Origin of the sequence: Luteimonas arsenica (assembly GCF_004352825.1) — a bacterium.
GTDB lineage: Bacteria > Pseudomonadota > Gammaproteobacteria > Xanthomonadales > Xanthomonadaceae > Luteimonas > Luteimonas arsenica.
In genome coordinates this window covers 76,741-94,410 of sequence record NZ_SJRW01000001.1, presented here as the reverse complement: position 1 = coordinate 94,410, position 17,670 = coordinate 76,741, and the positions used below count along the sequence as shown (strand labels likewise).

Here is a 17,670-nt window from a genome sequence, read left to right as displayed (position 1 = left end):
GCTAACCCCTGGCGATCGCCGCGTAACCCGCGCGCAGGGTGGTGGCGACGCCGCCGTCGGGCAGGGGAACGCTCGCGGCGATCCGCACGCGCGCGCGGCCGCGCCTGCGCAGGGCGTCGTCGAAGGGCGCCCAGCCGCTGCCGTCGGCCAGCGTGGCGGTGGCCTGCAGGTCGGTGTACAGCGGCGCCAGGTAGCGGATCTCGCTGTCGGCGACGTAGACATCGGCGTCGATGCCGAGCTGGTGGCAGCGCAGGGTCACCAGGCCCCAGCCGGCCAGCGTCATCAGCGACACCAGGCTGCCGCCGAAGGCGCAGTCCTTGTCGTTGACGTTCAGCGCCAGCGGCGCACGCAGGGTCAGGGTGTCGCCTTCGATGTCGCGGCCGGCGATGGCGATGTCCATGGCCGCCACCGGCGGCATCGAGCGGTAGTGCGCATCCAGCGCGCGGAGTTCTTCGTCCAGTTGCATGCAGCGTGTTCCATGTCCTTCGATGGCGGGGGTGCGGCGCCTTGCGGGCGGGGGCGCGAAGCACCAAGCTTCCGCGATGCCTGCACGCGCCACGACCGGGCGGCTGTCCGGATGCTACGTCATCTCGCTGCGCCCGGCGGGCGGCCACGACGCCGTGCGCCGCGCCGCCGCGATGCTGGGCGCGCGCACCCTTGCGCTTTCGCCGTGGCGCATCCGGAACATTGATGATGACAACGCGCGCGATGCGCTGCGGCGGTCGCTGTCGGCGCATCGGGTGGTGTTCACCAGTCCCGCGGCAGTGGTGGCGGCCGCAGCGCTGCAGCCCCTGCGGCAGGGCGACGGCCAGGCCTGGCTGGCGGTCGGCGCGGGCACGGCGCATGCGCTGCGCCGCGCAGGTGCCGCGGACGTCGCATCGCCCGCGCGGATGGACAGCGAGGGCTTGCTGGCAATGCCGGCGCTGCGCGAGGTCCGCGGCCTGGACGTCGGCCTGGTCACCGCGCCCGGCGGCCGCGGCGTGATCGCTGCCACCCTGGCCGACCGCGGCGCGCGGGTCGTCCGCGCCAACGTCTACGAGCGCGTGCCGGTCGCGCCAGCGCCGCGGGCGGTCGCGGCGCTGCGCGCGCTGGACGCGCCGGCCTGGCTGCTGCTCAGCAGCGGCGAGGCGCTGGAGCACGTGCTCGCGACCCTGCCGCCGGATGCGCTTGCGGCCCTGCGCCGCGCCACCGTGGTGGCCGCCAGCGACCGGCTTGCCGCGCAGGCGCACGGCCACGGCCTGGACGTGGGCGCGGTCGCAGCCAGCGCGCGCGTCGCGGACCTGCTCGCCGCCTGCACCGGGGCTGCCGCAAAGCCCTAACATGGGCGCCCCGCGCCCCTTCCCTCCCCCGTGAACGCCCCCGAGCCGTCCGCCGCGCCCGCGCGCCGCACTTCCGCTTTTGCCTGGCTGCTGCTGATCGTCCTGCTGCCGGTCGCCGGCTTCCTTGCCTGGCGTGCATGGCAGGCCGAGGCCGACCAGCGCCGCGCCTTCGAGGCCGACGAGGCCGCCCGCGTCAACGCCCTGGAACAGCGCATCGCCACCCTGCGCGAAAGCCAGCAGGGCCAGGGCAAGCGCCTGCAGCAGGCCGAAGCCACCAACCGCCTGCTGCGCGACGAGTTGCTGGCGATGGGCCAGCGCGCGGCCCTGATCGAGGACAGCGTGCAGCGCCTGGCCCACCCCGCCCAGGACGCCGCCCGGGTGCTGCGCCTGGACGAGATCGAACTCCTGCTGGCCCAGGCCCAGCAGCGCCTCCTGCTGGCCGGCGACCTGGACGGTGCGCGCAGCGCCTATGCCCTGGCTGCACAGCTGCTCGAGGCCCTGACCGACCCCGCCGACATCGACCTGCGCCAGGTGCTTGCGCAGGAACGCGTCGCGCTCGATGCGCTCGGCGCGGATCCGCGCGTCGCTGCCATCGCCGGCATCGACGCCTTCGAGGCGGCGCTCGATCCGACGGCTGCGCGACCGGGCGGCACCTCGAACATCGCCACCGGTGAGCCTGCAGGCACGGAGACCGGAAGCCAGGGCGACAGCGGCGACGGCAGTGGCATCACCGGCGACGCCGCGCAACCCTGGTGGCAGCGTCTGGCAAACCGCCTGGCCACGCGCATCGTCGATGTCCGCCGCAGCGACGACCACCTCGCCGTGGCCGCCGGGGACCGTGCCGCGGCCCTGGCCGCGCTGCGCCTGGAGCTGTCGCTGGCGCGCACCGCCGCCGAGCGCCGCGATGCTGGAAGCCACGCCGCCGCACTGGACCGGGCTGCGGCCTGGCTGCCGCGCCTGTGGCCGGAGTCGGCCGCCCGCGACGCCCGCCGCGCCGAACTCAAGACCCTCGCCGAGATGCCGCTCGCGCTGGAGTTGCCGACGCTGGGCACCACCCTGGACCAGTTGCGGCTGCAGCGCGCCAGGCGCGCGCCCACGGCCACGGCCGTTCCGCGCCTCGCCACAAGCCCCCGCCCTGACGCCACGCCGGCCGCCACCGACCCCATCGACGCAGACTGAACGGACCGGCAACCGCCACGGCCAATGGACACGGCCACGACACCGCGGCCGCTAGGGTGGCCCCAGCTTACGGAGGCCCGACATGAACCTGTTCCGAAACCTGCTGGTCTGGATCCTGCTGGCGATCATCGGCGCCCTGGCCTGGCACCTGCTCGCGCAGGATCCCGGCTATGTGCTGGTGCGCTACCGCGGCTGGGACTACACCACCAACCTGCTGTGGGTGTCGGTGGCGGTGGTCGCCGGCCTGTTCGCGCTGTGGCTGCTGTGGTCGCTGGTCGCCCTGCCCCTGCGCGCCTGGCGCAACCGCCAGGAACGCCAGTCGCGCGAGCGCCTGGGCAGCGGCCTTGAAGCCCTGCACCAGGGCCACTACGCGCGCGCCGAAAAGCTGCTGCCGCAGGCCGCCGCCGACAGCGACGCCGCGATCGCGCGCCTGGCCGCCGCCCGCGCGGCCATGGCCCGTGGCGACCATGCCGCCGCACGCAGCCACCTCGATGCCATCGACGCCGGCCATGCTCTGACCCGCGCCATCGGCCGCGCCGAGCTGGCGCTCGCCGAGGATCGCCCGACCGACGCCCTGGTGGCGCTGGACGACCCCGCCGCCCAGCCGCTATCGCCGCGTGGCCTGGCCCTGCGCGCCGACGCCCTGGCCGCCTCGCGCCAGTCCGCTGAGGCCTATGCCCTGCTCGGCGCCCTGCGTCAGCAGCAGGCCCTGCCCGAGGCCGTGCTCGCCGAACGCGAGCGCAGCTGGGCCGCGCTGGCCCTGGCCGAAGCCGCCGACGGCAACGCCCTGGCCGACCGCTGGGAAACCCTGCCCAGGCCGCTGCGCAGCGAGCCCCCGGTGGTCGCCGCCTACGCCGGACGCGCCGCCGACCTGCGCTGGGAAGAGGCCGCCACCTCGAGCATCGAGAACGCCCTGGACGAACGCTGGGACGAAACCCTGGCCGACCGCTACGGCCGCCTGCCGATCGAGCGCATCGAACACCGCGAAGCCACCGCCCAACGCTGGCTGCAGCAGCACCCGGGCAGCCCGGCCCTGCTGCTCACCCTCGCCCGCCTGGCCCGCGCCCGCGGAGAGTGGCCGCAGGCCCAGGACTACCTGCAGCGCGCGATCGCCCAGGGTGCCGGCCCTGACGCCTGGGAGGAATTGGGCGACGGCTACGCCACCATCGGCGACGACAGCCGCGCCCGCGCCGCCTACGCCAATGCCCTGCGCGCCCAGCGCGGCGAACCGCCTGTTCCCGTCGCCGAGCCCGCCGCGCCCTTGCCGCCGCCGCTGTAAGGCGGCGGGGTGCGGGGCGCAAACCCCGCACTCAGCGCTCGAGGATCGCCACCACGCCCATGCCGCCGGCGGTGCAGATCGACACCAGCGCGCGGCCGCCGCCGCGTTCCTGCAGCTGGCGGGCGGCGGTTGCGACCACGCGCGCGCCGGTGGCGGCGAAGGGGTGGCCGGTGGCCAGCGATGAGCCCACGGGATTGATCTTCGCGGGATCGATGCGGCCCAGCGGGGCGTCCAGGCCGAGGCGGCTGCGGCAGTAGTCCTCGCTCTCCCAGGCGCGCAGGGTGCACAGCACCTGGGCGGCGAAGGCCTCGTGGATCTCGTAGATGTCGAAGTCCTGCAGCGTCAGGCCGTTGCGGGCCAGCATCTCGGCCACGGCCACGGTCGGCGCCATCAGCAGGCCTTCGCCGTGGACGAAGTCGACCGCGGCCACGTGCGCGTCGCGGAGGTGGCACAGCACCTCGTGGCCGTGCGCGGCGGCCCATTCGTCGGTGGACAGCAGGCAGACGGCGGCGCCGTCGGTCAGCGGCGTGGAGTTGCCGGCGGTGAGCGTGCCGCGGCCGGAGACCTTGTCGAAGGCCGGCTTCAGCGTGGCCAGCTTCTCCAGCGTGGAATCGGCGCGCAGGATGTTGTCGCGCGAGACGCCGCGGAAGGCCACGACCAGGTCGTCGAAGAAGCCGCGCTCGTAGGCCGCGGCCAGCTTGTGGTGCGAGGCCACCGCCAGTTCGTCCTGCGAATCGCGGGAGATGCTCCACTCCTTGGCCATGTCCTCGCAGTGCTCGCCCATCGACTTGCCGGTGCGCGGCTCGGCCACGCCGGGGAACTCGGGCTTGAGCTCGCCCAGGCGGAAGCCGCGGAACTGCGCCAGCTTGTCGCGGGGCGTCTTCGCCGCGTTCGCGGCCAGCAGCCGGCGGCGCAGCGAGCGGCCGTAGACGATCGGCACGTCGGAGGTGGTGTCGCTGCCGCCGCCGACGCCGCTGTCGATCTGGCCGGCGGCGATCTTGTTGCCGACGGTGATGATCGAATCCAGCGAGGTGCCGCAGGCGCGCTGCAGGGTGATGCCCGGCGTCAGCGGCGACAGCCCCGAGGACAGCGCCGCCTCGCGGCCCAGGTTCCAGTCGCTGGAGTGCTTGATCACCGCACCCATGGCGACCTCGCCCAGGCGCTGGCCGTGCAGGCCGAACTTCTCCACCAGCGCGCCCAGGGTGCGTACCGACATGCCGAGGTTGCCGACGTCGGCGTAGGCGGTGTTCTGGCGACAGAAGGGAATGCGGACGCCGCCGAGGACGGCGACGGGGCGACCATGCTGCATCTGGGGAACCTCGCGGACTGCCCACCGACCGTGGCGGGCATAATGCGCTGGAGTTTAGCGCCGAGCGTGCGCAGGGCCAATGAACACCACCGCAGCAGACAACACCTCCCCCCGCCGCGTGCTCGGCGCCCTGGCCCTGGAGCTGGCGCCGGGCAGCGCCGCCGCGCGCGACGCCGCGGCCCAGGCCGAAGCCGGCGCGCTGGCCGCCCTGGTCGCCGCCGACCTCGCCGCCTTCGCGCCCGACGCCGCCGGCCTGGACTGCACCCTGGTCGCCGCCCACTTCGACCCGGTCGAACTGCTGCGCCCGGGCTGGCCGCTGCACCAGGAGCTGTGGCAGCTCGCGGCCAAGGCGCCGCGTGCGCCCGGCGGCGGTGCGCGCATCCTCGCCTTCGGCAGCCACGAGGGCCGGCTGCCCGGCGCGCTGTCACCGGCACCGGAGTATTCCGGCGGCCCGCTGCGCCTGCTGCCCTTCGTGCTCGACGGCGATGCGGCCGTGGTCGCGCGCGTGTCCGCGCGCTGCGAGGCCGACCTGATGGAGGAAGGCATGGCCGGCGCCGGCACCGCGCTGGCGATGCAGGACGCCTTCGGCCTGCAGGTGGAACACGCGCGCTACCTGACCGTGCACGACCTCTGCGCCCTGACCGCGATGCAGTACGAGCACGCCGGCCTGGCGCCGCTGTGGCCGCTGCTGGAAACCGCCCTGCTCTCGCCCCGACGCGAGGCCTGGCTGGACGAGGCGCCGGAGCCGCTGCTGCACTACGCCGGCGACGGCCAGGTGCGGATGGCGCTGTTGCCCCCGGCGGCGTGGCATTCGCGCTACGCGCCCGGTGACGCCTGCGACGACGACGCCTCGCGCGCGCGACTGGAGCGCCGGTACAGCCACTTCGAGGCCCGCCAGCGCCAGCTCGCCAGCCTGCTGCGCGCCCACGGCCTGGCGGTGGAGTTCATCCACTGCCAGGGCGACGATGCGCGGGCGGAGCTCGCGGCCCCGCCCGCGCCCTGACTCACATCGACTGCGCGATCACGCCGCAGGCCAGGCGCGCGCCGGCATTGCCGGTGGGCTGGGTGGCGTAGTCGTCCGGGTCCGCGTGCACGATCACGCCGCGGCCGAGCACGTCGGTCGGCGCGCCGTCGGCCAGCGTGGCGCCTTCCAGGCGGGTGTTGACCGTCGCCACGCCGGTGTCGTCGGCGACGATGTTGTCGGTGTCGCCGACGTGGTGCGCGCCGGCGCCGACGCGACCGTGATCGACGTCCATCGGGTTGAAGTGGCCGCCGGCGCTGCTGCCGTCGGGCGCACTGCAGTCGCCGGTCTCGTGGACGTGGAAGCCGTGCTCGCTGCCCGGGGGCAGGCCGTTGACCTGGCCGGTGATGGCGACGCCGCCGTCGACCGCCTCGAAGGCGAGCTCGCCGGTGACCGAATTGCCTTCGGTCGCCGACAGGATGGCCACGGTGTGCGACGCCGGCGACAGGGTCATGTCAGGCGCGGCGTCGGCCACCGGTGCGGTGTCGACCGGCGGGGTCGCGGCCTCGTCGACGGCGTCGGACTGGCCGCTGCAGGCCGCGAGGCCGATCGCCAGCGAAGCCGCGAGAAGGGTCGTGGAAAGCTTGCGCATGGGTCTGTCTCCTGTTCCTAGGGGGCGCCCGCGGGCGCGAGGGTGATGACGCCACAGGCGATCCGCGCACCGGTCGCGCCGGCGGTGGAGCCGAGCACGACCAGGGAGCGGCCGCCGATGTCATTGCCCGAGCCGCCGCCGAGCACGGCGCCGCGGACGAGCTGGTCGACGCGGGCCACGCCGCGCTCGTTGGCGACGATGCGGTCGCTGCCGCCGTCGACCGCGCCGCTGCCGCTGGCGTCGAAATAGGGGCCGGCGCTGGAGGCGTCGATCGCGCTGCAGTCGCCGCGCGCGTGCACCTGCAGCACATGGGCGCCGTTGCGGCTGAGGCCGCCGACGTCGCCCGACAGGCGCACGCCGCCGGATTCGGCCCGCAGGGTGATGCGGCCGCTGGCCAGCGTGGCCGAGGCCGCGGTCAGGTTGGCGTGGGCCAGGCTCGCGGTGCCGGCCTCGGCGCGGGGCGGCGGTGGCGGCGGGGCCTGCGGCTCGCGCGGCGCCGGGGGCGCGCTGGCGCAGGCGGCCAGCAGTCCGGTGGCGAACAGGGCAACGGCCGGCGGGGCGAAGTTCGGGCGACGCATGCGTTCCGGAATCTTTGTCGGGCTCATAAGGGTAGCCCCGGCGAGGTTGCGGGTGCGTGAGCCACCCGCTCCGCGGCACGGTGGCTCGATGCGGCGTTCAGCGCCCGCCGCGGCGCGCACCGAGCTTGCGGGTCAGGGTGTTGCGGCCCAGGCCCAGGCGCGCGGCGGCTTCGCTGCGGCGGCCGCCGGTGTGGTCCAGCGCGGCCTCCAGCAGCACGCGGTCCAGGGCGTCGCGGGCCTGGGCGTGGATGCCGTCGGCGTGCGCGTCCAGCTTCGCCCGCGCCCAGTCGCGCAGCAGGCCTTCCCAGCCCGGACCTTGCGCCTGGCCCGCAATGCCGCCTGCGACGGCAGCCTCGCCACCCAGCGCGTCGCCGAGGTCGGCCACGCCCACCACGTCGCCCGGCGCCAGCGCGGCCAGGCGCCAGCACAGGTTCTCCAGCTCGCGCACGTTGCCCGGCCAGTCGTGCGCCTGCAGGTGCTCCAGCGCCGGTCGCGACAGGCGCTTGGGCGGTGCTTCGAAACGTCGCGCCGCACGCTGCAGGAAGCGTTCGGCCAGGCGCGGGATGTCGTCGCGGCGCTCGCGCAGCGGCGGCAGGCGCAGGCGCACCACGTCCAGCCGGTGCAGCAGGTCGGCGCGGAAGCTGCCATCGCGCACCTTCGCCTCCAGGTCCTGGTGGGTGGCCGCGACCACGCGCACGTCGACCCGGATCAGCTCCCGGCCGCCGACGCGGAAGAACTCGCCCTCGGCCAGCACGCGCAACAGCCGCGTCTGCAGCGGCGCGGGCATGTCGCCGATCTCGTCCAGGAACAGGGTGCCGCGGTCGGCCTGCTCGAAGCGGCCGACGTGGCGCTTCGTCGCACCGGTGAAGGCACCGGCTTCGTGGCCGAACAGCTCGCTTTCCAGCAGTTCGGACGGGATCGCGGCGGTGTTGAGCGCGACGAAGGGCCCGCGCGCGCGCGGCGACTCGCGGTGCAGCGCGCGCGCAACCAGTTCCTTGCCTGTGCCGGTTTCGCCGGTGACCAGCACCGACAGCGGTGCCTGCGCCAGTCGGCCGATGGCGCGGAACAGCTGCTGCATGGCCGGGGTGTCGCCGACCAGGGCGTCGTCGCCATCGGCGGCGGCCGGGCCCTCCACGACGGACGCTTCGGCAGCGCCCCCGCCTTCGCCCAGCGCGCGCGCGGCCAGGGCCACGGCGTCGTCGAGGTCGAAGGGCTTGGACAGGAACTCCTGCGCACCTCCGCGGAAGGCGCCGGCGGTGCTGGCGATGTCGGTGTGCGCGCTCATCACCACCACCGGCAGCGCCGGCAGGCGGCGCTTCAACTCGTCGAGCAGGGCCAGGCCGTCATCGCCGGGCATGCGCACGTCGGTGAACAGCAGCCGGGGCGGCGCGGCGCCGCGGTCGAGGGTGGACAGCACGTCGGCGGCCGACTCGAAGGCGGTGACCTCGAAGCCGGCGTCGCGCAGCGCGGTGGCGAGCACGAAGCGCACGGCGCGGTCGTCATCGACCACCCAGACGCGGGCGCCGTCAGTCGTGTCCATCAGCCGTCTCCGTCCGTGACGCTACCCGCGCCGGCGTCACCGGCCGCACGACCACCGGCTTCGCCCCTGTCTTCGCTGCCGCCGTCATCCGGCCCTGCGCCGGCATCCGGAGCCACGGGCAGGGCCGCGTAGGGCAGCAGCAGCGTGAACACCGTGTGCCCCGGCCGCGAGCGGAAGGCGAGGCTGCCGCGGTGCTCGCGTGCCACCTGTTGCGCCAGCGCCAGGCCCAGGCCGCTGCCCTCGGCGCGGCCGGACACCAGCGGCACGAATACCTGTTCGGCCAGCTCGTCGGGCACGCCGCGGCCGTCGTCGACGATGTCCAGGCGCAGGGCCAGCGCATGCAGCTCGCTGCCGATGCGCGCGCCGTGCTCGGCGCGGGTGCGCAGCACGACCTCGCCGGCGCCGGCCTCGATGGCGTTGCGCACCAGGTTCCACGTCGCCTGCACCAGGCGGTCGAGGTCGCCGTGGAGCTCCGGCAGGCTCGGGTCGTAGTCGCGCACCAGCTTCACGCCCCAGCCGGCGTCGGCCTCGGCCAGGCGCAGCACGCGCTCGAGCACGGCGTGGACGTTGAGCGGGGCGTGCGGATTGGGCGGCGCCGGGTCGAGCAGGCGGTCGACGAGCTGCGCCAGCCGCCCCACTTCGGAGTCGACCAGTTCGACCAGCTCGCGCGAAGCGGCATCGTCGCCGGGAATGCGCCGCGCCAGCAGCTGCGCCGCGCCCTTGAGCCCCGCCAGCGGATTGCGCAACTCGTGGGCCAGGCCCTTGAGCGCGGCGGCCAGGGCCAGCGGCAGCGCCGCCACCGGATCGCCGCCGGGGAACTCGTCCACCGGGTGCAGTTCGAGCAGCCAGCCGCCACCGTCGCGCGGGGTCAGCCAGGCTTCGGCGAAGCGCGGCGCGGCGCCGGGATACGCCAGCGCCAGGCGCGGGAGTCGGATGACGCCGGTCGCGGCCATCGGCGCGATGGGGCGCCCCATCGCCGCCGGGTCGCCGCCGGCGGCCAGCGCGCGGACCAGGGCATCGCCCTGCACTTCCAGCGCCGCCAGCGGCAGGCCTGCCAGCCGGCGCAGCGAAACCCCGAACCACTGGCCGCCGGCCGTATTGGCCGCTTCGACCACGCCCTCGGCCGACACCGCGAGCAGGGGGGTACTCAGGTGGTCATGAGCGGGGTCGAGGGCGGGATGCATTGCACCAATCTAGTGCAAGGTGACCGGCAATGTCAGCGGGAACTCGTGATACATTGAATACTTGTATTCAAAGAGACCGCATCATGGCCACGTCCATCCGGCTCGACCCGGACACCGAGCGCCGGCTCGATGAACTCGCAAGCCGTACCGGCCGCACCAAGGCCTACTACCTGCGCGAGGCCATCGGCGCATACCTCGACGAGATGGAAGACGTCTATCTCGCCGAGCAGGAACTTCGACGCGTCAAGGAAGGCAAGTCGACCACCTATTCACTGGACGAAGTGATCCGGACGCATGGCCTGGCGGATTGAGCTTTCCGGCGCTGCCGAAAAAGCCCTGAAGCGTCTCGATCCACACGCGAAACAGCGGATACTGCGGTTCCTGCGTGATCGCCTCCTGCCGGCCGAAGATCCACGCCGGCTCGGCAAGCCGTTGACCGGTACCCGCCTCGGAAATCTCTGGCGCTACAGGATTGGCGACTATCGCCTTGTCGCCGACCTGCAGGATGGCACCCTGACGGTGCTGGTGGTCCGCATCGGCCACCGGCGCGAGGTCTACCGGCAATCCCCGTGAGCGGTAATCCCGCCTTGATCCAAGCCCGTCCTTGCCCGGCTCAATCCAGGCCTGTCGCCGGCACCAGCAAGCCCGCCCCACCGGGCAGCGTCAGCGCATGCAGGATGCGCAGGTCCTCGTCGTCCAGCGCTGTCCCCGCATCGCCGCGGAATCGCAGGCGGAACGCGCGCACCACGGCCTCCGGATCGCGGGTGTCGTAGCCGACCTCGCGCAGGGCGCGCATGCCGTCGAAGCCTTCCGGCGCCGGCGGCGCATCGTCCGCAGGCCAGATGCCGAAACCGGCCTCGGCCAGGCGCCGCCAGGGGAACAATGCGCCCGGATCGATCTTGCGCGAGGGCGCCAGGTCGGAATGCCCGATCACCTGCGTGCGCGGGATGCGCAGGCGCGCGGTGAGGTCATCGAGCAGGCGCAGCAGCGCCTGCACCTGCGGTTCGGTGAAGGGCTCGCGGCCGTTGTTGTCGATCTCGATGCCGATCGAGGCCGAGTTGAGGTCGGTGATCGTGCCCCAGCGGCCGCCGCCGGCATGCCAGGCGCGGTGCGAATCCGCGACGAGCTGGTAGATCGCGCCGTCATCACCGACGAGGTAGTGCGAGCTCACCGGGCCGCCGCTGTTGCCCGTGCGCAGGGTGCGCAGGCTCTGCTCGGCCGAGTCCTGCTCGGTGTAGTGCAGGACGATGACGACCGGGCGGCGCTCGTCGAAATTCGGCGAGGGCACCCAGGTCGCCATCGGATTGCGCGCCGGCTGGTGGACGCAGGCGGACAGGAGGGCGGCGCAGAGCACCGCGGCTGCGAGCTTCTTCATGCGCTGCATTGCACCCGGCGCGTCAGACCAATGCAAGTGGGAGCGGCTACAGCCGCGATGGCCCAACTGTTGACCAATCGCGGTTGTAGCCGCTCCCACAGATCTGCTGGGCTGGTGTCAGATCGCGTAGTAGAGCTGGTACTCCAGCGGATGCGTCGCCGAGCGGAACGCGGTGACCTCCTTCATCTTCAGCGCGATGTAGGCGTCGATGAAGTCGTCGCTCATCACGCCGCCGGCCTTGAGGAACTCGCGGTCGGCGTCGAGCGCTTCCAGCGCCTGGTCGAGCGAGTGGCAGACGGTCGGGATGCCCTTGGCCTCTTCCGGCGGCAGGTCGTAGAGGTCCTTGTCGCTCGGGCCACCCGGGTCGATCTGGTTCCGGATGCCGTCCAGGCCCGCCATCATCAGCGCGGTGAAGATCAGGTAACCGGAGTTCATCGGGTCCGGGAAGCGCATCTCGATGCGGCGCGCCTTCGGATTGGCCACGTACGGGATGCGGCAGGACGCCGAGCGGTTCGACGCCGAGTACGCCAGCATCACCGGCGCCTCGAAGCCCGGCACCAGGCGCTTGTAGCTGTTGGTGCTGGAGTTGGCGAAAGCGTTGATCGCGCGGGCGTGCTTGAAGATGCCGCCGATGTACCACAGCGCGGTCTGGCTCAGGCCGCCGTAGCCGTCGCCGGTGAACAGGTTCACGCCGCCCTTGGCCAGCGACTGGTGCACGTGCATGCCGCTGCCGTTGTCGCCCACCAGCGGCTTGGGCATGAAGGTCGCGGTCTTGCCGTTGCGGAAGGCGACGTTCTTGATGATGTACTTCATCGTCAGCAGCTCGTCGGCCTTCTGCACCAGCGAGCTGAACTTCGTGCCGATCTCGCACTGGCCGGCGTTGGCGACCTCGTGGTGGTGCACTTCGACCTCGATGCCGACCTGCTGCAGGGTCTTGCACATCTCGGCGCGGATGTCGTGCAGCGAGTCCAGCGGCGCCACCGGGAAGTAGCCGCCCTTCACGCCCGGGCGGTAGCCGCTGTTGCCGCCGTCGTACTCGCGGCCGGAGTTCCACGCGGCTTCTTCGGAGTCGACGTGGAAGAAGGTGTGGCCCATCTCGTTGGCGTAGCGCACCGAGTCGAAGATGAAGAACTCGGGCTCGGGGCCGAAGAAGGCCTGGTCGGCGATGCCGCTGGACTTCAGGTAGGCCTCGGCGCGGCGGGCGATGCCGCGCGGGTCGCGGTTGTAGGCCTGCATCGTGGTCGGGTCGAGCACGTCGCAGGTCAGCACCAGGGTCGGATCGGCGGTGAAGGGATCGAGGAAGGCGGTCGCCGGATCGGGCAGCAGGACCATGTCCGAGTTCTGGATGCCGCGCCAGCCGCCGATCGAGGAGCCGTCGAACATCTTGCCGTCCTCGAACAGGCCGGGTTCGATGATCGACTTGGGATAGGTGACGTGGTGCTGCACGCCGCGCATGTCGGCGAAGCGCAGGTCGACGAATTCGACCTTGTGGTCGCTGATCAGCTTTTCGACGTTCTCGATGGACATGGATGGCTCCGGGTTCGCAAGGGATGGATCCCGGGCGCGCCCGGGTGTCGCAGTGCAACAACGCAAGCGCCGTGCCATCGGGCAAGTCATTGAATTTGCGGGCCAAGTGAGCGATCAAATCGCCTGAGTGCACCTTTATGGTGCAGATCTGCGAAAGTTCGCACCATCATGGTTCAGCCGCATCATCGGCTATGCTGCCGCGCTGCCCTGCCCTGCGTCCCGCGCCCACCGACCGGCCGCGCGACCGCGGCCGACACGAAACCGCTCCGGAACCCCGCCGATGACCGACCCCTTGGCCGCCCTGCTGCTGGGCATCCTCGAAGGCCTGACCGAATTCCTGCCGATCTCCAGCACCGGCCACCTGCTGATCGCCCAGTACTGGTTGGGCGCGCGTTCGGACTTCTTCAACATCGTGATCCAGGCCGGCGCCATCCTCGCCGTCACCCTGGTGTTCCGCGAGCGCCTGGTGACCCTGGCCACCGGCCTGGGCGAGGCCCGCAACCGCGACTACGCGATGAAGCTGGCCGTGGCCTTCCTGGTCACCGCCGGGGTCGGCCTGCCGGTGCGCCTGCTGGGCTGGGAGCTGCCGGAGACGGTCACGCCGATCGCCTGGGCGCTGATCTTCGGCGGCGTGTGGATGATCGTGGCCGAGCGCGTGGCCGAGCGCCGCAGCCCCGACGGCACCACGGTGACCTGGACGGTCGCGGTGCTGGTGGGCCTGGCCCAGGTGGTGGCGGGCGTGTTCCCCGGCACCTCGCGCTCGGCGGCGGCGATCTTCATCGCCATGCTGTTCGGGCTCAGCCGACGCACGGCGGCGGCCGAGTTCGTGTTCCTGGTCGGCATCCCGACCATGTTCGCGGCCAGCGCCTACGCCTTCCTGGAACTGGCGATGGACGGGGCGTTGGGCGGCGAGGCCTGGGCCGACGTCGGCATCGCCTTCGCCGCGGCCACGATCACCGGCTTCCTGGTGGTGAAGTGGCTGCTGGGCTACATCGAACACCACCGTTTCACCGGTTTCGCGATCTACCGCATCCTGCTCGGCGCCGCCCTGCTGCTGTGGCTGCCGCTGGGCGATTGAGGCCGGCGTGACCCCATCGGTCGCGCCCGCGCGTTGTCCCGGTCACTGCCTGTGGAGGTCATCATGAAGCACCTGTCCGTCCTTGCCCTCGCGCTGTCGCTCGCGGCCTGCTCGCCCGCGCCCGGCCCCGGCGATGCCAGGCCCGACGCCGGCGGCACGCCTCCGGCCGCATCCACGGCCCCGGGTGATGCCACGGCCCCGGTTGACTCCGCGGCCACCCTCGGCGCCTACCACTGGCAGCTGGAATCGGCGACCGACGCCGCCGGCCAGCCCATCGAAGCCCTGTCCGGCAACCCCGATGCACCGCTGCAGCTCGACTTCGCCGACGGCCGGGTTTCGGTCTCCAACGCCTGCAACCGCATGGGCGGCGACTACACGCTCGAGGCTGGGGAAATCCGCTTCGCACCAATGGTCAGCACCGAGATGGCCTGCGCCGAACCGCTGATGGCGATGGAACGCGAGGCCCATGCGCGCCTTGCCGGTGCCCACGCTCTGGACCTTGAAGCCGGCGAACCGCCGCGCCTGTCGCTGTCCAGCGGCGCTGGCCGCCTTTCCTTCATCGGCGCGCCCACCGCGCGCACCCGCTACGGCAGCGAGCCCGAGCGCGTGTTCCTGGAAGTCGCCGCCGAGCGCATCGACTGCCACCACCCGCTGATGCCGGAATACCGCTGCCTGCAGGTGCGCGAAGTGCACTACGACGGCAACGGCCTCAAGCAGGGCACCGGCGAATGGGGCCCGCTGTACGAGGAGATCGAGGGCTACGAGCACCGCCCCGGCGTGCGCAACGTGCTGCGCCTGGACCGCTACCGACGCCAGGACGTGCCGGCCGATGCCTCGGCCGTGGTCCACGTGCTCGACATGGTGGTCGAGTCGGAGCAGGTCGCGCCCGAGGAGTGACTTCCTGGTCTGTGGGAGCGGCTACAGCCGCGATCCGGGCTCGCGGCAATCGCGGCTGTAGCCGCTCCCACAAAAGCCGCTCCCGGCGCCCTCAGACGTTGAGGCTGTAGCTGCCCCAGGTGGCGGCCTCGGCCAGCACGTGGCCCTGCATCGCGCGCAGCACGTCGCCTGCGGTGAAGCGCTCCGGAAGCTGCAGGCGCTCGACGTCGAGCGCGAACACGCGGAAGAAGTAGCGGTGCACGCGCAGGTCGTGCGGCGGCGGGTACGGGCCGTCATAGCCCAGCCAGTCACCCTCCATCTCCGCATCGCCGGCGAACCAGCCGGTGTAGTCGTTCAGGCCCTGGCGGGTGCCGGCCGGGCCCTGCGGCGAAGCCTTGCCGCCCTTGGTCACGCCCTCGCTGCAGCTGCCCGCGGCGATGTCGGTGACCTGAAGCGGGATGTCGACCATCGCCCAGTGCGCGAAGTCGCCGCGCGCGTGCTCGACCGGGATGTCGGACTGGTCGTTGGCGACCAGGGCGGGGTCGGTCGGGGCATCGGTGTCGATGCACAGCAGGGCGAAGGCGCGCGTGCCCTCGGGCGCGTCGCCCCAGGACAGCTGCGGGTTGCGGTTGCCGCCCAGTCCACCGGGGGCGCCGAAGGCGAACTCAGCGGGAATCGGCATGCCGTGGGCGAAGCTTTCGCTGGTGATGTGCATCTCGTGTTCCTCGGGTCAGGCGTCGGGATAGCCCAGGCGGCGGGCCACCGGGGCCAGGGCGGCGAACGGTGCGGCGAGCAGGCCGGCATAGTCGCGCCAGGTGCCGGCCGCGAAGCGCGGCGCGCCGAACAGGCCCATCGGCGGCTCGGGCAGGCGGATGCCAAGCGCCTCGCCCAGCTGCGCGGACATCGCCACCGGATCCTCGGCGGTATCGTCCACGCGGAGCAGGCGGTGCGGCACCAGGTCCTGCTCGTGCAGGGTGGCGATCTGGTCCAGCGCGGCCGCCAGCCAGTCGGCCGCGGCCTGCGGCGACTCGACAGCGAACGGTGCGCGCGCGCCGAAGGCCAGCCAGTCGACCAGCATGTCGCGCGGATCGCGCAAGGGCACCAGCAGCATGGCCTCGGGCAGCGCCGCGCGCATGGCCGCGGCATAGGCGTGGTCCCACCACGGCAGCCAGTCGATGATCGCGCCATCGATGCCGCGCGCGGGCATCAGCACGCGCCAGCCGGCGACCACGGCGGCGGCGTCGGGTTCGCCCGCGGAAAGCCGCGCCCAGCCCGCGGCGTCCTGGAAGGCATCCGGCGGGGGCTGCGCACCGAAGCGGTCGTCGCGGAAAGTGGGCACCACCCCCGCCAGCAGTTGCGCCATGCGTTCCACGAGGCTGCCGGGAAGACTGAGCAGGAAGGCGGCCGGGGGCGCGCCTGGCGTCGCTGCCGCGGGCTCGGGCCAGGATGCCGGCGCGGACGTGTGCGTCGGCAGCGGCAGCCGATCCGCCGCATCGTCGGCGTTGCGCCGGTTCCAGCTTTCCAGCGCGGCGGTGAAATCACCCGAACGATGACGCGCCAGCCCCAGCCACGCGGTCAGCACCTTGCGTTCGGCCGGGCGAGAGGCCCGCGCCATGAGCGCCTCGAGGCGCTGCGCGGCCTCCTGCGGATCGCGCACCAGCAGGGCGTCGATCACGCGCATTTCGGCACGCACGTGGCCGGGCGAACGCTCCAGCAGCGCGCGCGCGGCCGCCTCGGCCTCGGCAGGCCGGCCTTCGCTGGCGTGCAGGACCATCTCGGCCTCCATCGCGTCGATCGACTCGGGCCGACGCTCGCGCCAGCGCGCGATCAGCGCGGCCGCGCCCTGCCGTGCCGGCTCGAAGGCCAGGCGCGCGCGCCACAGGCCGTCGTTTTCCGGCGACGTCGCCAGGGCTGCATCCAGGGTGCTGCGCGCATCGTCGAAATCGCCCAGGCGACGCCAGGCTTCGCCGATTGCGGCCATCGTCCTCGACTCGCCCGGCAGCGCGGCCAGCGCCTCGCGCAGCAGCGGCAGGGCGCGGTCGGGGCGGCCCGCGGCGATCTCGATCTCGCCGGCAAGGCGACGCAGTGCGGGCGTGGCGGTCGCGGGATCGTCCAGCAGCGGCGCCAGCGCTTCGACGGCCTCGACCGGGCGGCCCTGGCGCAGCAGCAGCTGCGCGATCACCAGCCGGACCATGCCCGCGCGCGGCGCCACCTTCAGCAGGTTGCGGAAGGCCTGTTCGGCAAAGGCCAGGTGGCCCTTGGCCAGGTAGGCGAAGCCGAGCGCATGCAGTGCGACCGGGTCCTCCGGCGTCCGCTGCGCGGCCTCCGACAGCAGCCTCATCGCCTCGTCGGTGTTGCCGCGGCGAAGTTCCAGAGTGCCCTGCAGCGCCTGCAGCGACGGGTGGTCGGGCGATACCCGGGCCGCCAGCCGCGCCAGCCGCGCCGCCTCGTCGAGATCGTTGCGGCCCATCGCCAGCTGCGCCTGCATGATGTAGGCGGGAAACGCGTTCGGATCCAGGGTGACGCTGGCCTCCAGCGCCTGCCCGGCGCCATCGAGGTCGCGCACGCCCAGCAGCAGGCCGGCGTGCTCCATGTGCAGGCGGGCATCGTCGGGCGCCAGCGAAATGGCCTGTTCGATGGCCGCGCGCGCGCCTTCGGCGTCACCGGCGCTGCGCAACGCCAGCGCCAGCAGCCGCTGCGCCTGGGCGTCGTCGGGGGCATCGGCAGCGAAGCCGCGCGCCGCGTCCAGGGCGGCCTGGACATCGCCGCGGCGCAGCGCCTCGATAATCTGTTCTTGCATGCGGGGGTTCCTG

Annotated in this window: 18 protein-coding genes; 8 read left to right on the top strand and 10 right to left on the bottom strand. The window is 73.0% G+C overall.

Features of this window, described 5'->3' with window-relative positions:
- Window position 1: 1 nt before the first annotated feature.
- Window positions 2–466 (bottom strand): YiiD C-terminal domain-containing protein, encoded by a 465-nt coding sequence (locus E2170_RS00425; protein ID WP_132998690.1) that lies wholly within the window; start codon window positions 464–466, stop codon window positions 2–4.
- 76 nt (window positions 467–542) lie between these two features.
- On the opposite strand from E2170_RS00425, the gene E2170_RS00420 reads away from it, so the two are divergent.
- The 3 genes from E2170_RS00420 (at window position 543) to E2170_RS00410 (ending at window position 3,777) form a co-directional block, all read left to right on the top strand.
- Window positions 543–1,319 (top strand): uroporphyrinogen-III synthase, encoded by a 777-nt coding sequence (locus E2170_RS00420; RefSeq protein ID WP_132998689.1) that lies wholly within the window; start codon window positions 543–545, stop codon window positions 1,317–1,319.
- A gap of 30 nt (window positions 1,320–1,349) precedes the next feature.
- Window positions 1,350–2,498: a uroporphyrinogen-III C-methyltransferase gene (locus tag E2170_RS00415; protein WP_132998688.1), complete on the top strand. Its 1,149-nt coding sequence runs from the start codon at window positions 1,350–1,352 to the stop codon at window positions 2,496–2,498.
- 82 nt (window positions 2,499–2,580) lie between these two features.
- Entirely contained in the window at window positions 2,581–3,777 is a 1,197-nt protein-coding gene (locus E2170_RS00410) for a heme biosynthesis HemY N-terminal domain-containing protein (RefSeq protein ID WP_132998687.1), read from the top strand.
- A gap of 31 nt (window positions 3,778–3,808) precedes the next feature.
- Here E2170_RS00410 and E2170_RS00405 read toward each other — a convergent pair whose 3' ends face one another.
- Window positions 3,809–5,086 carry an acetyl-CoA C-acetyltransferase gene (locus E2170_RS00405; protein ID WP_132998686.1) on the bottom strand — a complete coding sequence of 426 codons (1,278 nt, stop codon included), beginning with the start codon at window positions 5,084–5,086 and terminating at the stop codon, window positions 3,809–3,811.
- A 79-nt stretch (window positions 5,087–5,165) separates the two neighbouring features.
- Here E2170_RS00405 and E2170_RS00400 point away from each other — a divergent pair, with 79 nt between their 5' ends.
- Window positions 5,166–6,089, top strand: a complete 924-nt coding sequence (locus E2170_RS00400) for a hypothetical protein (protein WP_132998685.1) — start codon at window positions 5,166–5,168, stop codon at window positions 6,087–6,089.
- A 1-nt stretch (window position 6,090) separates the two neighbouring features.
- Here the strand turns inward: E2170_RS00400 and E2170_RS00395 are convergent, their stop codons facing one another.
- The 4 genes from E2170_RS00395 to E2170_RS00380 form a co-directional block, all read right to left on the bottom strand.
- A complete protein-coding gene (locus E2170_RS00395) occupies window positions 6,091–6,699 on the bottom strand; it encodes a superoxide dismutase family protein (protein ID WP_132998684.1) in 609 nt (202 codons plus the stop codon).
- 17 nt (window positions 6,700–6,716) lie between these two features.
- Window positions 6,717–7,304, bottom strand: a complete 588-nt coding sequence (locus tag E2170_RS00390) for a superoxide dismutase family protein (protein WP_243708004.1) — start codon at window positions 7,302–7,304, stop codon at window positions 6,717–6,719.
- Between the two features lie 70 nt (window positions 7,305–7,374).
- Window positions 7,375–8,820, bottom strand: a complete 1,446-nt coding sequence (gene ntrC / locus E2170_RS00385) for a nitrogen regulation protein NR(I) (RefSeq protein WP_425477833.1) — start codon at window positions 8,818–8,820, stop codon at window positions 7,375–7,377.
- Window positions 8,817–10,001 carry a two-component system sensor histidine kinase NtrB gene (locus tag E2170_RS00380; RefSeq protein ID WP_132998682.1) on the bottom strand — a complete coding sequence of 395 codons (1,185 nt, stop codon included), beginning with the start codon at window positions 9,999–10,001 and terminating at the stop codon, window positions 8,817–8,819. The genes ntrC and E2170_RS00380 overlap by 4 nt, the downstream gene beginning before the upstream one ends.
- An 83-nt stretch (window positions 10,002–10,084) precedes the next feature.
- Here E2170_RS00380 and relB point away from each other — a divergent pair, with 83 nt between their 5' ends.
- Together relB and E2170_RS00370 are read left to right on the top strand one after the other, a co-directional pair.
- Window positions 10,085–10,312, top strand: coding sequence for a type II toxin-antitoxin system RelB family antitoxin (gene relB / locus E2170_RS00375; RefSeq protein WP_132998681.1), 228 nt, complete (start codon window positions 10,085–10,087; stop codon window positions 10,310–10,312).
- Window positions 10,296–10,574 (top strand): type II toxin-antitoxin system RelE family toxin, encoded by a 279-nt coding sequence (locus E2170_RS00370; RefSeq protein ID WP_132998680.1) that lies wholly within the window; start codon window positions 10,296–10,298, stop codon window positions 10,572–10,574. The genes relB and E2170_RS00370 overlap by 17 nt, the downstream gene beginning before the upstream one ends.
- A gap of 40 nt (window positions 10,575–10,614) precedes the next feature.
- Here the strand turns inward: E2170_RS00370 and E2170_RS00365 are convergent, their stop codons facing one another.
- A complete protein-coding gene (locus E2170_RS00365; protein WP_243708003.1) occupies window positions 10,615–11,376 on the bottom strand; it encodes an N-acetylmuramoyl-L-alanine amidase in 762 nt (253 codons plus the stop codon).
- 117 nt (window positions 11,377–11,493) lie between these two features.
- A complete protein-coding gene (glnA, locus tag E2170_RS00360; RefSeq protein WP_132998678.1) occupies window positions 11,494–12,903 on the bottom strand; it encodes a type I glutamate--ammonia ligase in 1,410 nt (469 codons plus the stop codon).
- Window positions 12,904–13,183: 280 nt separating this feature from the next.
- On the opposite strand from glnA, the gene E2170_RS00355 reads away from it, so the two are divergent.
- On the top strand, window positions 13,184–13,981 hold the full coding sequence (locus E2170_RS00355) for an undecaprenyl-diphosphate phosphatase (RefSeq protein ID WP_132998677.1): 798 nt from the start codon (window positions 13,184–13,186) through the stop codon (window positions 13,979–13,981).
- A 63-nt stretch (window positions 13,982–14,044) separates the two neighbouring features.
- Window positions 14,045–14,878 carry an META and DUF4377 domain-containing protein gene (locus E2170_RS00350; protein WP_132998676.1) on the top strand — a complete coding sequence of 278 codons (834 nt, stop codon included), beginning with the start codon at window positions 14,045–14,047 and terminating at the stop codon, window positions 14,876–14,878.
- A 91-nt stretch (window positions 14,879–14,969) separates the two neighbouring features.
- Here E2170_RS00350 and E2170_RS00345 read toward each other — a convergent pair whose 3' ends face one another.
- Together E2170_RS00345 and E2170_RS00340 are read right to left on the bottom strand one after the other, a co-directional pair.
- Window positions 14,970–15,572, bottom strand: coding sequence for a YbhB/YbcL family Raf kinase inhibitor-like protein (locus E2170_RS00345; RefSeq protein WP_132998675.1), 603 nt, complete (start codon window positions 15,570–15,572; stop codon window positions 14,970–14,972).
- A 15-nt stretch (window positions 15,573–15,587) separates the two neighbouring features.
- Entirely contained in the window at window positions 15,588–17,657 is a 2,070-nt protein-coding gene (locus E2170_RS00340; RefSeq protein WP_132998674.1) for a tetratricopeptide repeat protein, read from the bottom strand.
- Between the last annotated feature and the right edge of the window lie 13 nt (window positions 17,658–17,670).

Coding starts and splice junctions, on each gene's coding strand:
- E2170_RS00345 (WP_132998675.1), bottom strand. CDS start 15,572: ATGCACATCACCAGCGAAAGCTTCGCCCACGGCATGCCGATTCCCGCT.
- E2170_RS00380 (WP_132998682.1), bottom strand. CDS start 10,001: ATGCATCCCGCCCTCGACCCCGCTCATGACCACCTGAGTACCCCCCTG.
- E2170_RS00370 (WP_132998680.1), top strand. CDS start 10,296: ATGGCCTGGCGGATTGAGCTTTCCGGCGCTGCCGAAAAAGCCCTGAAG.
- E2170_RS00425 (WP_132998690.1), bottom strand. CDS start 466: ATGCAACTGGACGAAGAACTCCGCGCGCTGGATGCGCACTACCGCTCG.
- E2170_RS00420 (WP_132998689.1), top strand. CDS start 543: ATGCCTGCACGCGCCACGACCGGGCGGCTGTCCGGATGCTACGTCATC.
- E2170_RS00390 (WP_243708004.1), bottom strand. CDS start 7,304: ATGAGCCCGACAAAGATTCCGGAACGCATGCGTCGCCCGAACTTCGCC.
- E2170_RS00395 (WP_132998684.1), bottom strand. CDS start 6,699: ATGCGCAAGCTTTCCACGACCCTTCTCGCGGCTTCGCTGGCGATCGGC.
- E2170_RS00400 (WP_132998685.1), top strand. CDS start 5,166: ATGAACACCACCGCAGCAGACAACACCTCCCCCCGCCGCGTGCTCGGC.
- E2170_RS00340 (WP_132998674.1), bottom strand. CDS start 17,657: ATGCAAGAACAGATTATCGAGGCGCTGCGCCGCGGCGATGTCCAGGCC.
- E2170_RS00405 (WP_132998686.1), bottom strand. CDS start 5,086: ATGCAGCATGGTCGCCCCGTCGCCGTCCTCGGCGGCGTCCGCATTCCC.
- E2170_RS00350 (WP_132998676.1), top strand. CDS start 14,045: ATGAAGCACCTGTCCGTCCTTGCCCTCGCGCTGTCGCTCGCGGCCTGC.
- glnA (WP_132998678.1), bottom strand. CDS start 12,903: ATGTCCATCGAGAACGTCGAAAAGCTGATCAGCGACCACAAGGTCGAA.
- E2170_RS00355 (WP_132998677.1), top strand. CDS start 13,184: ATGACCGACCCCTTGGCCGCCCTGCTGCTGGGCATCCTCGAAGGCCTG.
- E2170_RS00365 (WP_243708003.1), bottom strand. CDS start 11,376: ATGAAGAAGCTCGCAGCCGCGGTGCTCTGCGCCGCCCTCCTGTCCGCC.
- E2170_RS00410 (WP_132998687.1), top strand. CDS start 2,581: ATGAACCTGTTCCGAAACCTGCTGGTCTGGATCCTGCTGGCGATCATC.
- relB (WP_132998681.1), top strand. CDS start 10,085: ATGGCCACGTCCATCCGGCTCGACCCGGACACCGAGCGCCGGCTCGAT.